The sequence below is a fragment of the Moraxella sp. FZFQ2102 genome (assembly GCF_024137865.1).
Classification (GTDB): Bacteria; Pseudomonadota; Gammaproteobacteria; order Pseudomonadales; family Moraxellaceae; genus Moraxella.
In genome coordinates this window covers 287412-301264 of record NZ_CP099960.1, presented here as the reverse complement: position 1 = coordinate 301264, position 13853 = coordinate 287412, and the positions used below count along the sequence as shown (strand labels likewise).

Annotated in this window: 13 protein-coding genes and 1 tRNA gene; 10 read left to right on the top strand and 4 right to left on the bottom strand. The window is 44.5% G+C overall.

All coding sequences use genetic code 11. From position 1 onward, the window contains the following. Nucleotide 1: 1 nt before the first annotated feature. Nucleotides 2–1813 (bottom strand): DUF294 nucleotidyltransferase-like domain-containing protein, encoded by a 1812-nt coding sequence (locus NGM44_RS01460; protein WP_253223919.1) that lies wholly within the window; start codon nt 1811–1813, stop codon nt 2–4. Nucleotides 1814–2073: 260 nt separating this feature from the next. On the opposite strand from NGM44_RS01460, the gene dcd reads away from it, so the two are divergent. The 4 genes from dcd (at nt 2074) to NGM44_RS01440 (ending at nt 5144) form a co-directional block, all read left to right on the top strand. After that, complete coding sequence (gene dcd, locus NGM44_RS01455; protein ID WP_253223918.1) at nt 2074–2649, top strand: dCTP deaminase; 576 nt, start codon at nt 2074–2076, stop codon at nt 2647–2649. 151 nt (nt 2650–2800) lie between these two features. Next, nucleotides 2801–3097 carry a polyhydroxyalkanoic acid system family protein gene (locus tag NGM44_RS01450; RefSeq protein ID WP_253223917.1) on the top strand — a complete coding sequence of 99 codons (297 nt, stop codon included), beginning with the start codon at nt 2801–2803 and terminating at the stop codon, nt 3095–3097. Nucleotides 3098–3099: 2 nt separating this feature from the next. Further along, nucleotides 3100–4578 carry a D-alanyl-D-alanine carboxypeptidase/D-alanyl-D-alanine-endopeptidase gene (gene dacB / locus NGM44_RS01445; RefSeq protein WP_253223916.1) on the top strand — a complete coding sequence of 493 codons (1479 nt, stop codon included), beginning with the start codon at nt 3100–3102 and terminating at the stop codon, nt 4576–4578. Next, nucleotides 4575–5144: a DUF4126 domain-containing protein gene (locus NGM44_RS01440; RefSeq protein WP_253223915.1), complete on the top strand. Its 570-nt coding sequence runs from the start codon at nt 4575–4577 to the stop codon at nt 5142–5144. The genes dacB and NGM44_RS01440 overlap by 4 nt, the downstream gene beginning before the upstream one ends. A 60-nt stretch (nt 5145–5204) precedes the next feature. Here the strand turns inward: NGM44_RS01440 and NGM44_RS01435 are convergent, their stop codons facing one another. Further along, nucleotides 5205–6257, bottom strand: coding sequence for a sulfate ABC transporter substrate-binding protein (locus NGM44_RS01435; protein WP_253223914.1), 1053 nt, complete (start codon nt 6255–6257; stop codon nt 5205–5207). 182 nt (nt 6258–6439) lie between these two features. Next, nucleotides 6440–7486 carry a sulfate ABC transporter substrate-binding protein gene (locus NGM44_RS01430; protein WP_253223913.1) on the bottom strand — a complete coding sequence of 349 codons (1047 nt, stop codon included), beginning with the start codon at nt 7484–7486 and terminating at the stop codon, nt 6440–6442. 331 nt (nt 7487–7817) lie between these two features. On the opposite strand from NGM44_RS01430, the gene NGM44_RS01425 reads away from it, so the two are divergent. Then, nucleotides 7818–9068: an O-succinylhomoserine sulfhydrylase gene (locus NGM44_RS01425; protein WP_253223912.1), complete on the top strand. Its 1251-nt coding sequence runs from the start codon at nt 7818–7820 to the stop codon at nt 9066–9068. Between the two features lie 72 nt (nt 9069–9140). On the opposite strand, the gene NGM44_RS01420 is transcribed toward NGM44_RS01425, so the two are convergent. Further along, nucleotides 9141–9566, bottom strand: coding sequence for an adhesin (locus NGM44_RS01420; RefSeq protein ID WP_253223911.1), 426 nt, complete (start codon nt 9564–9566; stop codon nt 9141–9143). 264 nt (nt 9567–9830) lie between these two features. Between NGM44_RS01420 and nrdB the strand changes: the two genes are divergently transcribed. From nrdB to NGM44_RS01395, 5 genes are all read left to right on the top strand, one after another. Next, nucleotides 9831–10961, top strand: a complete 1131-nt coding sequence (gene nrdB, locus NGM44_RS01415; protein ID WP_253223910.1) for a class Ia ribonucleoside-diphosphate reductase subunit beta — start codon at nt 9831–9833, stop codon at nt 10959–10961. Nucleotides 10962–11046: 85 nt separating this feature from the next. After that, nucleotides 11047–11373 carry a 2Fe-2S iron-sulfur cluster-binding protein gene (locus NGM44_RS01410; RefSeq protein WP_253223909.1) on the top strand — a complete coding sequence of 109 codons (327 nt, stop codon included), beginning with the start codon at nt 11047–11049 and terminating at the stop codon, nt 11371–11373. Between the two features lie 2 nt (nt 11374–11375). Beyond that, nucleotides 11376–12119 (top strand): hypothetical protein, encoded by a 744-nt coding sequence (locus NGM44_RS01405; RefSeq protein ID WP_253223908.1) that lies wholly within the window; start codon nt 11376–11378, stop codon nt 12117–12119. A 267-nt stretch (nt 12120–12386) separates the two neighbouring features. Next, nucleotides 12387–12473: transfer RNA gene (locus NGM44_RS01400), tRNA-Leu, on the top strand. Between the two features lie 173 nt (nt 12474–12646). Continuing rightward, the gene (locus NGM44_RS01395) at nt 12647–13843 is read left to right on the top strand and encodes an integrase arm-type DNA-binding domain-containing protein (protein ID WP_253223907.1); all 1197 of its coding nucleotides are present in this window, start codon (nt 12647–12649) and stop codon (nt 13841–13843) included. Nucleotides 13844–13853 lie beyond the last annotated feature (10 nt).

The following is a 13853-nucleotide window of genomic DNA, read 5'->3' as shown; positions in this document are numbered from 1 at the left end:
TTTAGTTGCTCAAATGAAAATGCGCATTGACCATGTGCTTGAAGCGTTTGACTACTTGCAGGGCGTCTTTGAGTAGGTCACGCTCAAGCGTGGAGAGGTTTTCGGTGGCGACTTGGTTGGGCTGCACTTCTAAGCCATGCTTAATAGAAAATAAGCCATTTTTTAGTCGCGTGTGCATCAGATAAGCAAGTGCTTCGGCGACATCTTGGCTCAGCTGCTTTTCGATAATTCCCATCTCAGCAAGCTTATTGATGCGCTCAAAAGTGTTGGTCTCAGTGATACGCGCCTGTAAACTCAAGGAGCGCACGCCATGCACGATGGGGAAAGTACCCATTTTTTTGATGTCCATTTTGCGCTTTTCTTGACCCAGAATCTGCGCAAAAAACCCTTGCCCATCTTCATTAAATTGATTCACCACGCGCGCAAAGCTCATCAGCATACCGACATCATTTTGTAGATAAAATTGTAAATGATCCTTAACTTCATAGAAAAGCTCTTGCTTGCCTGTGATGGGTTTGGCATCAATAAAAATCGCAAGATTCATCATGTTCTCACCGCTTGCTGTACGACACCATGAGCCGACCATTTGTTTAAATTCACTAATAGGCTTACACCAACTGGGGTTATTGACCATGATTTTGCCTTGGCAAGGCGGATAGCCAAAATCATCAAGCACCGCCGAAAATGCCTGCGTATAAGGCATTACTTCTTCAAGGGTTAAATCATCATCAAAAATCAGCGCATTGTCCTGATCGGTTTTTAGCACTTGTTCGCCACGACCTTCAGAGCCCATGACAATCAAGCAAGACTTATCAATGATATGTTCAGGTGCGATCAATCGCCAAGCTTTTTCAAATAGGCGCGCGTTCAGTACTTGCATCAGCTGAGCCAGCTGCTTAGCCTGCATGCCATTGCTAAATAAAGCAGCGATGGTGGCATTCATCTGTGTGGCGACACGGGTAAGCTCGCCAAGACTTGTCGCAACTTCCAGTTTCTCCGCGATAAGATGACTGTGATTGGATAGAAATGCTAAAATATCAATCTGCTCAAGCATGCCGATGGGATCGCCATTTTTGGTGACGACGACGCGCTGAATGCGATGATTCATCATCTTAAGCAGTGCGGTGAACATAAAATCATCGACATCAGCGCTGATCAGCTCAAAGCACGCCCACTGATGAATGGGCGCGTGCGGATCGAGCGTATCACCACTTTGGATCATCACATCGCGAAACAGCGATTCTGCCACCAGACCGATTTTGCCATTATGATGAATTAGCAGCGATTTGCTCTTATTTTCTTGCATGATTTTGCCTGCTTGGATCAGGCTTATTTCACCTGAATGCAGCTCATCATAAGGGCGATAGGCGTCTTTGATCTTGGCGGTGAACAGTCCAGCCAGTTCATTTTCGCGCTTATTGCCGGTTTGTGCTTTGAGTTTATCGGCGATATTGGCGAAAAAATACGCGCCAAATTCGCTGTTTTTCTCGATCAATTCACGAATCACGGCTTTTGGAATGGCATACAGCAGGCTTTGTTCGGCGGCGATGAAGCTGTGGCGATACGACTGCTCAAACAGCGCGCGCGTATCGAAGCTGTCCGATGGGTGATAAATGGCAAGCACTTCGCCATCGGCATCGACTTCTTGGACGATGCCTTTGATGATGATGTAGAGCGTTTCGACGGCGTCTTGGGGACTGATGACTGTGGCATGATCGTCAAAAAAGACGATGTCAGTGGCTTTTTCAAGCTTGGTGCGCTGCCTGGTGGTGAGTGCATTATAAGGCGCGGTGCTAAAGTCAAAACGATTCATCGAAACATCCTTTTTTACAACAATTTTTGTAGCAAATGAATAAGTCTTATGTTAGCAAATTATCAAGATGAAGCCAAGTGGTATAAGCAATTTTCCAAGAGTTTGAATCAAGGATAAATAATTTTGGCGGTGATAAATTTAAAAGATCCATTGATAATTCAGCGTCAAATTTTGCCAAATTTCAAATGCAATTGCCACTACTCAAATGCTGATAAATGCCTTATAATAGCCATCTAGAAAACTATCTAAAGAGTACAACCATGTCTATCAAATCCGATCGCTGGATCCGAAAAATGGCCGAAGAACACGGCATGATCGCGCCATTTGAGCCAAATCAAGTGCGCTATAATGAAAAGGGCGATAAGCTGGTCAGCTATGGCACATCTAGCTATGGTTATGATGTCCGATGCGCCAATGAATTTAAGGTCTTTACCAATGTACATTCAGCGATCGTTGATCCGAAGAATTTCGACGAAAAAAGCTTTATTGACATCGTCGGTGATGAATGTATCATTCCACCGAACTCATTTGCACTGGCACGCACGGTTGAGTATTTCAAAATCCCGCGCGATGTCTTGACCATCTGCCTTGGCAAATCGACCTACGCACGCTGCGGCATCATCGTCAATGTCACGCCGCTTGAACCTGAATGGGAAGGTCATGTGACTTTGGAATTTAGTAATACCACCAATTTGCCTGCGCGCATTTATGCTGGTGAAGGCGTGGCGCAGATGCTGTTTTTCCAATCGGATGCCGATGATGTCTGCGAGACTTCTTACAAGGATCGCGGCGGAAAATATCAAGGGCAGACGGGTGTGACTTTGCCAAAGACTTAATCTGCGGCTTGATGACAAATAGCACTTGCTAAAGCTCTGTTTTTACAGGGCTTTTTATTTGTAATATTGTAACAGTTACAAAATGCCACGGAAAATTTACCATCGATGCTATAAAATAGGGCAAATTTTATTTACATACAAAAGAGTAATTATGAGAGATATTCGCATTGAACAAGCCCATGGTTTTGATTTTGCCACCGCACGCGCACAAGCCAAAAAATGGCTGAGCGAAGCTGAGTCGCAATTTGGGCTAAAGGCTGATTATATCGAAGGTGAGACAGCTGATACCGCGAGCATTTCAAAGGCGGGTGTTGATGCTAAGGCAACTTTGACTGCTGATAAGATTGTTTTTGAAGCGTCATTGGGCTTTTTTGCCAAGCCATTAAAATCTGCCATTAGCTCAGGCATTGGTGAAGGTTTGCAGAAGTATTTTGTTAGTGCAGCATGAAAATGATTCATAAATTGCGCTGCCGTATTGCCATGCTGCCACTGATCATGGCGATGGTGGTTGGTACGAGTGCACAGGCAGAATTACCTGCCAATATCAGCGCACGGCTAAAAGCGGCAGGCGTGGATGATGCCGCCATGAGCTTGGTGGTTGAGCCGCTTGGTAAGGGTGAGCTGCGCATTCGTCATCGGGACTCGGCACTGATGGTGCCGGCATCGACTCAGAAACTGGTGACGACATTTGCCGCGCTAGATACATTGGGTGCGGACTATCGTTGGCAGACGCGCGTGTATCAGCATGGGGCGGTGATGGGCGGTACTTTGTATGGTGATTTGATCATCGTTGGCGCAGGCGATCCTGCATTGACTTATGATGCTTTGACAAGCCTATTTGAAAAAATCAAGCAGCGCGGTATTAAGCACATTCATGGCAATATCATCATTGATAATCTTGCTTTTAAAGGTGCGTCATTTGATACTGCATCGTTCGATCGGCAAGCACTGCGCGCGTATAATGCACAGCCCAATGCCTTGCTTGTGAATTTTGGCACGATCGAAGTCTCTGTCACACCAAAGAGCAACACCCAAGCCAGCATCACTGTTAAGCCAAGCTTAGCAAATTTCACTGCACCTGAGCAGATGCCGATGGTATCTGCGACTTGTACTAAGGCAAATTCACCCAATTTTGATCTGACTACCCAAGCACTCAGCGTGCGCGGTGTGATGTCCAATCAATGTGCCGCCAGTCAGTTTTGGCTTGCCTTTGCTGATACCAATGCACTTGCCGTTAAAGCGGCGCAGGGCGAGTGGCAAATAATTGATCCAGCTTTCACAGGTCAAGTCATTATCGCACAGCAAGCTTGGGATATCAAGGCGCAGGGCGGTGCGCATTTACCGATTGTCACTTGGTATTCTAAATCGCTAAAAAGCTTAATCGCAGACATTAATCTGTATTCTAATAATGTCATGACCGAGCAGATGGCACTGAGTTTGCCATTGACTCAAGGTGCTAAGCAGTCGGATTATCCACAAGCGTTTGCCTTTTTGACATCGTGGTGGAAAAGCAAATTATCAACCACACCGCCTGAGATGACGCGCGCATCAGGCTTGTGCCGCGACTGTAAAGTCAGTGCGAGTGCGATGGTCAGTTTGTTAAATTTTGCTTATCATTCACCGAATTTTGAGCCGTTTTTGGCGTCCTTGCCTGTGGTCGGTCAGACAGGCACGATGGCAGAGTTTGCCAAACGCCAACCCCAAAGCCTAGCCATCGGGCGCGCGTGGATGAAAACAGGTACTTTAGATGGCGTGCATACGATCGCAGGCTTTGCCAAAGATGCCAATGACGAATGGTATGCGGTGAGTGCGATGATCAATGCGCCGAGTTCGCAGATGACATATGATGTGATTTTGGCGCTTGATGAAGTGCTGAACGGCATCGCCAATTATCCAAATCAATCAACAACACACAAGGAATCACCATGACCATAGAAATGCTGATCAGTATCTGCTTGGGCGTAGGACTTGCGGCGAGTACAGGTTTTCGCGTATTTGTACCACTGTTCGGACTGTCTTTGGCGGCGTATTTTGGCATCATTCCGCTGAATGAAGATTGGATGTGGGTGGGCAGCTTGTCGGCATTAGTGATTTTGGGCGTGGCAAGTGTCATCGAAGCCTTGGGCTACCTTGTGCCTGTGGTGGATAATTTACTTGATACCATTGCTGTGCCATTGGCAGGCGTGGCGGGGACTTTGGTGATGGCAAGCACATTGACAGACTTTAGCCCTGCAATGACTTGGGCGCTTGCGATCGTTGCAGGCGGCGGGGCGGCAGCGACGATCAAGACGACATCAGCAGCGACGCGCGCAGTCTCGACCGCGACAACGGCAGGCGTGGCAAATCCAGCATTCGGCGCGGCTGAAACTACTGCGGCGATTGGACTATCGGCACTATCGATCTTTGTGCCTGTGCTGGGCTTTATTGCGGTGCTGATTGCGTTTTTTGGCTTGATCTGGCTTGGAATGCGCATTAAAAAGAAAATGGCACAATAATTTATACCAACTAAAAAAACCGCATCATTCAATGGTGCGGTTTTTGTTTGCTTTGATAATTTACTTCTGCAACGCCAGCTGATCAAACTTAGCGCCATCGGCAAAATAGGTCGTCATCACATCATCCCAGCTACCAAAGACATCATTGACCAAGAAAGTGGTGATGGCAGGAAAGCGATCTTGATATTTGGCAAGGATATTTGGGTTGCTTGGGCGTAAATAAAGCTGTGCAGCAAGCTCTTGTCCTGCATCGCTATACAGATATGCTAAATAATCATGCGCAACTTTTTCACTGCCTTTTTTGGCAGTGACACGATCGACGACGGCGACTGGATTTTCGGTAGCGACAGTATAGCTTGGATATACGACTTCAAATTCACCTTGATTAAGCTGATGGGCGATGTGATTGGCTTCGTTTTCTGGTGTGATCAGCACATCGCCAATACCGCGCTGCGTGAAAGTCGTTGTCGCAGCACGCGCACCACCATCAAAGATCGCGACATTACCAAGCAGCGTTTTGACAAAAGCATCTGTCTGTGCGGTGTCATTATTAAATGTGTGCAAGCCATAGCCATAGGCTGCCAAAAATGCATAGCGACCATTGCCCGAAGTCTTAGGACTAGGTAGGATAATCTGCACATCTTGGCGCGTCAAATCTGCCCAGTCCTTGATGGCTTTAGGATTGCCTTTGCGCACCAAAAAGACGGTGCTGCTGGTAAAAGGCACGGCTTTATTATCCAGTTTATCTTGCCAATTATTCTCAATGAGCCCTTTAGTAACCAAGAGCTCAATATCTGAATTTTGGTTCATGGTAACGACATCGGCAGTCAAGCCATTTGCTACGGATAGCGCTTGTTTGCTTGAGCCGCCGTGTGACTGTTTGATACTAACCGTGATATTTGGATTGCTCGTTTTATAATGCTCGATGAATAACTCATTGAATTGTTTATAAAAATCTCGTGAAACATCATAAGAGACATTCAATAGTTCAATGCGATCAGCGACAGTTGAGCCTGCATTAGCTGTCTTGCTGTCGGCATTTGAGCAGGCAGAGATGCTAAATAAGCTTGCAAGGCTCAGCGCGGCAATGGTGAAACTTTTGGCAAATTTCATACGGGTTTCCTTAAAAATCATCACTAAGATTAGTGGTCATTTGATGTGCTTAATTTAGCGAAAATTTATAGATTTTCAAAACGCAGAAACTTGCAATGATTATTCAAAATAAGAATAACGAGATTTGCGCAAGCAAAAAAATCAGCCAGATTTTCACCTGACTGATTCTAAAGATTTGCTACTTATTTATTTTGTGATGCGACAGCAAGTTGATCATAAATACCGCCTTCGCTGAAGTAGGTGCTCATGATGCTTGCCCAATCACCAAAGACATCATTTGGGAAGAAAGTAGTCATCTCTGGGAATTTGTCTTTGTGCTTGGCTAGGATATCAGGATTGCTTGGGCGCAAGTAGAATTTGGTCGCAAGCTCTTGCGCTTCGTCGCTGTATAGGTAGTTGAGATATTCGGTCGCTGCTTCGGTCGTGCCTTTGCTGTCAGTGACTGATTTTACCACCGCGACAGGGTTCTCAGCATTGACTGTGTAGCTAGGATAAATAATATCAACATTGCCAAATTTACCTTTGATGACATTGGCTTCGTTTTCAAAGGTGATCAGCACATCGCCGATGCCACGCTGAGCAAAAGTCGTCGTCGCTGCGCGTCCACCATTTTCAAATACCTTGACATTGCCCAATAACTGTTTGGCAAATTCTTTGGTCTTATTTTCGTCTTTATTGAAAGTGTGCAAGCCATAGCCATACGCACCAAGGAAAGCATAGCGACCGTTGCCTGTGGTTTTTGGGTTGGCGATGACGATTTCTGTGCCTTGATTGGCAAGGTCGCTCCAGTCTTTTACACCTTTTGGATTGCCTTCACGCACCAAAAATACGATGGTACTCGTAAATGGAATGGCGTTATTTGGGAAGGCTTGACGCCAGTTGGCATCGACCAATTTGGCATCGGCAAGCAGTTCGATGTCAGAGCCTTGGTTCATGGTTGCGACATCGGCTTGTAAGCCATTCTTAACAGATAGAGCCTGTTTGCTTGAGCCGCCATGCGATTGTTTGATTTCGATTTTGGCGTCAGGATGGGTGGTGGTGTAGTGCTTTTTGAAGATTTCGTTATAATCTTTATAAAAATCACGCGCCACATCATAAGATACATTTAATAGCTCAATACCGCCTGTGCTGCTGGTTTCGGTTTTTTGTTCGGTTTTTGAGCAGGCAGCTAGGGCAAGGCTTGCACCCAAAGCGACGGCTAGAATTTTACCATTTTTTAAAGTTGTCATTGTAGTTCTCCTAAAATATTGAATAGGAAATATTGAGCTGAGTACTGATAAATAAACATTAATAAAGCACTGGCACAACAAACAAGCATACTGTACAAAAAATCAATATGAAATTCTAACAACAAAATTGACTTTATATTTTCCATTCAGGAATTTATGGATGAATGAATCAGTGATGGAAATTTTGTATAAATGCTTTAAGCGGACAGTGATTGGATTTATTGGCTTAAAAGTGGCTGTTGTGGTTTTTTGTCTGGCTACTTATTTTGCCAAAAATATGATATGCTAGGGGCGATTTTATCACCGATTCTTGACAAAATAAGGATAACAAATGACACAGCTAGACCCAAATTGGCAATCTGATGCGCTTGACCCAAGCCTTGGTTTTTTTGAGCAGACTTTGGCGGTGCGTGGTGGCTACCATCGCACGGATGAAGGCGAGCATGGCGAAGCGATTTTCACCACCAGTAGCTATGTGTATAAATCTGCCGCCGATGCTGCCGATCATTTTAATGGCAATAAAAAAGGCAATGTCTATAGCCGCCATACCAATCCAACCGTGCGCGCTTTTGAGCGTCGTTTAGCATTGCTTGAAAATGGTGAACGCTGTGTGGCGACTGCAAGCGGCATGGGGGCGATTTTGACTATGTGTCTTGCTTATCTAAAAGCAGGCGATCATTTACTGTGTGCCAAGCAGTTATTTGGCTCATCGGTGGCGTTGTTTGATACTTATTTTAAGGCTTTTGGCGTTGAAGTCAGCTATGTGGATTGCTTTGATAACGATGCATGGGCAGCGGCAATTCAGCCAAATACGCGCGTGCTGTATTGTGAAAGTCCATCGAACCCATTGGCGCAAATTGCTGATTTATCATTTTTAAGTAATCTTGCACATTCTCATGATGCACTGTTGATCGTCGATAACTGCTTTGCCACCCCTGCGATCCAAAAGCCACTGGATTTGGGTGCGGATGTGGTCATTCATTCGGCGAGCAAATACATCGATGGGCAAGGGCGTGTATTGGGCGGTGCGTTGGTTGGCTCAGATGAGTTGATGGAAAAAGCCTTTGGCGTGGTGCGCACAGGTGGTATTAGCTTATCGCCATTTAATGCGTGGGTGCTATTAAAGGGCTTGGAAACACTATCGCTTCGCATGAAAGCACACTGCGAAAATGCCAATCGTGTGGCAGAATTTTTGGTCAATCATCCAAAGGTTAAAGCCGTGCATTTTTCAGGTTTGCCGACGCATCCTAGCCATGAAGTCGCTAAGCGTCAGCACACCGCGCTGAATCATGTCAGTGGTGGCGCGATTACAGGCGCATTCGGTGCGATTATTGGCTTTGAAGTTGCTGATCAAACGGCAGCTTGGCAGGTGATCGACAGCACACGAGTGATTAGTATTACTAATAATTTGGGTGATGCAAAATCAACCATCACGCACCCTGCGACGACCACGCATTTTCGTATGACGCCTGAAGCCAGACAAGAAGCAGGGGTGAATGATGGCTTGATTCGCCTGTCTGTGGGGCTTGAAGCAGCTGAAGATATTATCAAAGATTTGGCGCGTGGATTGGATACGCTTTAAGCTTTAGTTATGTAAAAAGGTTTGAAATTACCTTTCAAACCTTTTTTTGCTGATTTATTGATATGTAGGCGATTATCTCTTAACCGCATGGCATCCTTTATGAATGATTTCTGAAGCTGGGCTTAAAACATTAATGCTTGATTTACGGATATTTTTGTAGGTTAGGGCTAGGGCATTGGCATCAACGCCGCCACTCAGACTGAAATTGTCTTCATCTCCGAATACAGTGCCGACATCATCGGTGCGATATGGGTTGATTGGCATGAAGCGAGTTTTGCCATTTAATGAAGCTTGTGCGTAAGTCGGTAGGTTTTGTTTGTTAAAGCCGTATTTGACCGACACTTTTTCGCCATTTTGGCAAGTGTAATTGACTGTGCGAGTTTTAACTGCACTTTTGCGCGCTTGATCGGCATCAGAATGTGGTGCGGTGTTTGCTAGAGCGTCTGTGCTGCCAAGCATAAGCGCGATTACAGGGATAAATTTAATAACGCTTTTCATTGTTAATCACCTATTTAATTGAGAAAATTTACCAAACAAGAATAATAATCATATTTGGTAAGTTTATTGTATAGAAGAATATTTGGCTCTTTAGTGGCATAAATGTAAACGAATGTTGCAAGTTTATCCGCTAATTTGACACACAAGAAAAATCTGTCACAGGTTGGAAAAAATACCCTATTTTGTGGTAAGATTATCGGTTTAAAAAAGTCATAAATCGCCATTATTTGGCATTGGGAATTTAATTATATTTGGATTTTTGCCATGCATTATTCTATTTTTTGCCAAAATAAAAACGATGCGCTCAAAGAGCCGATGTTTTTTGGTCAGCCTGTCAATGTCTCACGCTACGACCAACAAAAGCACCCGATTTTTGAACAATTGATCGAAAAGCAGCTGTCATTTTTTTGGCGACCTGAAGAGATTGATGTCTCAAAAGACCGCATTGATTTTGCGGAATTATCAGCGCATGAGCAGCATATTTTTTTAAGTAATCTAAAATATCAAACGCTGCTTGATAGCATCCAAGGTCGCAGCCCGAATGTCGTGCTATTGCCATTGGTATCTATTCCTGAGCTTGAAACTTGGATTGAGACTTGGTCGTTCTCTGAGACCATTCACTCGCGCAGCTACACGCATATTATCCGCAATGTTGTCAATGACCCAAGCAAGATTTTTGATGATATTATTGATAATAAATATATCCTAGAGCGCGCCACTGACATCGCCAAATATTATGATGATTTGCATACTTGTGCCAAATTGTACGATTTGCACGGCGAAGGCAGTTATACTGTCGATGGCGTCACTTATGAAGTCAATCTAAAAAATCTGAAAAAGCAATTGTACCTGTGCATCGTCGCGGTGAATGTGCTAGAAGCCATCCGTTTTTATGTATCTTTCGCTTGTAGCTTTGCCTTTGCTGAGCGTAAATTGATGGAAGGCAATGCCAAGATTATCAAGATGATCGCACGCGATGAAGCTTTGCATTTAAATGGTACGCAGCATATCATCAATTTCATGCGTCAAGGCAAAGATGACCCTGAGATGGTTAAGATCGCGGCGGCTTGTCAAGATGAAGCGATTGAGATTTTTAAAAGTGCTGCCGAGCAAGAAAAAGCATGGGCGGATTATTTGTTTAAAGATGGGTCGATGATTGGCTTAAACCGCGATATTTTGTGTCAATATATTGAGTTTATCACCAATGCGCGTATGGCGGCGATTGGCTTGCCTGCGATTTTTGAGACTAAGAGCAATCCGATTCCATGGATTAATGCGTGGCTGTCATCGGACAATGTGCAGGTTGCGCCTCAAGAAACCGAAATCACCACTTATTTGGTCGGTCAGATTGATGCCGATTTGGACGATGTGGATTTGGATGATTTTGAATTATAATTAAATTTTACTAAAAAATTAAATTTTCTTGGGCGTGCCAAATGTGTGACATTCGCGATAGGGTGTTGTGATTTGGTGCGCCTTGATGTTAATAGGCATGGGCATGGGCTGGGTATTTACAGACGAGATGCGATTTTATCTGCATGAGAACGAAACCTTGCTGGACGGCATGATTCGCACCGAGCATAAGCAGGTGCGCTATGAATGTCGGCAGGGCTATTGCGGCGCGTGTCGGATGCGAGTGACTGCCAAGACGGGTGGATTTTATCATCGACTACCGCCCTTGGTGCAGCTGGCTGATGATGAAGTGTTGGCGTGCTGCTGTGTGGCATCGGGCAGTTTGCAGGTCAGTTACCTGCCGCCGACCGAGCAATTATCGCTGTTTGCCAAGCCTTCGCCGATGGATGACTGAGCATGAAATTACTTCCCAAAACTGATATCGTCCCAAAGGTCAGTAATAAAAAACTTGCCATCGCGCTTGGCGTGGCGGTCGCGGTGGTCGGTGTCTCTGGCGTGGTATTTTGGCGCGGGGGTAAGGCGGACAATGCGCCGCTCGTGGTTGAGCCTGTGGTGACAAGCTTGCAAACAGCACCTGAAAGCACCGAGCCTGTGTATGTGCATTATGTGGCTTTGGCAAATGCGGCGCAAAATTATGCCATCACTGCTGATGACATCAAGAGATTACATGCTGTAGGCAGTCTAAAAGGTGTGCTGACCACACAGTTTAAACAAGCCACTCATGCCAAGATGACTTATCGCTTTGGCAGGCGGCAAAAATTGGCTTTTGAGCCTGTGCGACCTGCAATATTGACAAGTCAGGGTTTTGTGCTTACAGGGCGAGAATATGAAGGTAATCTTATTAATGGTGCATATCAAAGCCTGTACCGATTGTTCGAAAATCCTATAAATAAAGCACGCATTGAGATTTTTGAAACACGAATCACGGCAGATCGGCCTGTGGAGATGATTGCTGAGACGCTGAATGAATCAGTGCTTGGTGTACCTGTCAGTCTTGAACGATTTACCGATAAAAAGGGTGTGGTGTACCATAGCGCAACTTTAGTTGCCAAAGATCGCTATTATGTGATCAATACTAAGGCTGTGGATCGCCAGCTTTTGATAGATGTGCTGCAGCAGATCGTGGAAGGGGTGGTATAGTGGGGTTTATTCTGCCAGTCACTTTTTATCAATGATGATGAAGGTTCGTGCAGTGGGATGATTTTGAAAGTGGTTAAATGCTTGAATGGTTGATAAAGCAAAAAAAAAGAATTGGGCTTAATCTATTGAAAATAAAGAGATTTTAGGATGGATAAGGCAAATTTTTCCAATATGAAAATCTTGAATAAAAAATTCAAAAATATGCTTGACACCCCAAAATCTTCGTGTATAATACGCACTCATAAGCCAATGAGCTTAACCATACATGCCAGTGTGGTGAAATTGGTAGACACGACGGATTCAAAATCCGTTGCCCTTAAAAGCGTGTCGGTTCGAGTCCGACCACTGGTACCATTTAAGAGTCCGATAGGATTCGAAAATACACAAAAACCCTTGAAGTATATAGCTTTAAGGGTTTTTTGTTGTCCGGTGGGTTCCTTTTTACCCCCTAGTAATCCCGTAAAAATAAGGGTAAAATTAAGGGTAAAAGCTATTTTACCCTTATCACCGGCAAATTTTTTACCCTTATGGCTAAGACGACAAAACCGCTCACTGCTACCGAGATTGCGAACGCAAAACCCAAAGATAAACCCTATCGGCTTTATGATGGCGATGGTTTATTGCTTTCTATTGCTGTATCAGGTACCAAAACTTGGTATTTAAAATATCGGCGCCCCTATGAGTCTAAAGAAGATATGTATAAAATAGGACGCTACCCAGAGGTATCCCTATCTCAAGCCAGGCAAGTACGCTCTGATTGTTTATCATTACTTGCTCAGAATATCGATCCAAAAGCTCATGATGAGCAACAAAAGCAGGCTAAGCTTAACGCCATACGCAACGATTTCAAATCCGTCTTCAATAACTGGCTAGACACGATGGATTATTCCGATGGCACACTTAGAAAAATGGAAAATTACAAAAATGAGTTGATTGCCGTCTTGGGCAATAAACCCATCTCAGAAATTTCCGTACCTGATTTGATGGCGGTATTAAAACCCGTGGAAAGCGCTGGTCATTTTGCTAAGCTTGAGAAAATGCGCACCATGTTGAATAAAACTTTCACTTATGCAGTTGCTACTGGGTTGATTCAAACCAATCCAGCTATCAATCTTCGTGGTGTATTTAAAACAGGCGAAGTTAAACATAATGCCGCTATATTGGATGAAGCAAGGCTTGCTGAGCTTATTCAGTGTATCGATGGCTATCATGGGCATTTTACCACCAAAAAAGCCCTACTCTTTACTCTGCTGACTTTTGCTCGTCCAGGTGAAGTTAGACACATCACATGGAATGATATCAAAGATGGCAATTGGGAGTATACACCAAATAAAACCAGAAAATCCACAGCGGTCAAAATGTGTAACCCATTATCAACTCAGGCTTTAGAAATCCTTGAACAGATGAAAGCTTTTCGCAGTAGTGAGTTCATTTTTCCGTCCGTAACCAGTAATGTTAGCCCACTTTCTGGGAATACACTCAATCAAGCTATTAGACGCATGGGATTTGATAGTACAGAGCAAACAAGCCATGGATTTCGTGCTATCGCTCGTACGCTCCTAGAAGAGCGTTTTGGATACGATTATCGCATGATTGAGCTACAGCTTGGGCATCAGGTCAGAGATAGTAATGGTCGCGCTTACAATAGGGTTCAGTGGCTTGAGAAACGCCGTGAAATGATGCAGGCTTGGGCAGATTATTTGGAATCTCTTCTAGATAAATAAAGTAAATCAG

Bases quoted from the DNA above. Each gene is read 5' to 3' on its own strand.
- NGM44_RS01460 (WP_253223919.1), bottom strand. From the start codon at position 1,813: ATGAATCGTTTTGACTTTAGCACCGCGCCTTATAATGCACTCACCACC.
- dcd (WP_253223918.1), top strand. From the start codon at position 2,074: ATGTCTATCAAATCCGATCGCTGGATCCGAAAAATGGCCGAAGAACAC.
- NGM44_RS01450 (WP_253223917.1), top strand. From the start codon at position 2,801: ATGAGAGATATTCGCATTGAACAAGCCCATGGTTTTGATTTTGCCACC.
- dacB (WP_253223916.1), top strand. From the start codon at position 3,100: ATGATTCATAAATTGCGCTGCCGTATTGCCATGCTGCCACTGATCATG.
- NGM44_RS01440 (WP_253223915.1), top strand. From the start codon at position 4,575: ATGACCATAGAAATGCTGATCAGTATCTGCTTGGGCGTAGGACTTGCG.
- NGM44_RS01435 (WP_253223914.1), bottom strand. From the start codon at position 6,257: ATGAAATTTGCCAAAAGTTTCACCATTGCCGCGCTGAGCCTTGCAAGC.
- NGM44_RS01430 (WP_253223913.1), bottom strand. From the start codon at position 7,486: ATGACAACTTTAAAAAATGGTAAAATTCTAGCCGTCGCTTTGGGTGCA.
- NGM44_RS01425 (WP_253223912.1), top strand. From the start codon at position 7,818: ATGACACAGCTAGACCCAAATTGGCAATCTGATGCGCTTGACCCAAGC.
- NGM44_RS01420 (WP_253223911.1), bottom strand. From the start codon at position 9,566: ATGAAAAGCGTTATTAAATTTATCCCTGTAATCGCGCTTATGCTTGGC.
- nrdB (WP_253223910.1), top strand. From the start codon at position 9,831: ATGCATTATTCTATTTTTTGCCAAAATAAAAACGATGCGCTCAAAGAG.
- NGM44_RS01410 (WP_253223909.1), top strand. From the start codon at position 11,047: ATGTTAATAGGCATGGGCATGGGCTGGGTATTTACAGACGAGATGCGA.
- NGM44_RS01405 (WP_253223908.1), top strand. From the start codon at position 11,376: ATGAAATTACTTCCCAAAACTGATATCGTCCCAAAGGTCAGTAATAAA.
- NGM44_RS01395 (WP_253223907.1), top strand. From the start codon at position 12,647: ATGGCTAAGACGACAAAACCGCTCACTGCTACCGAGATTGCGAACGCA.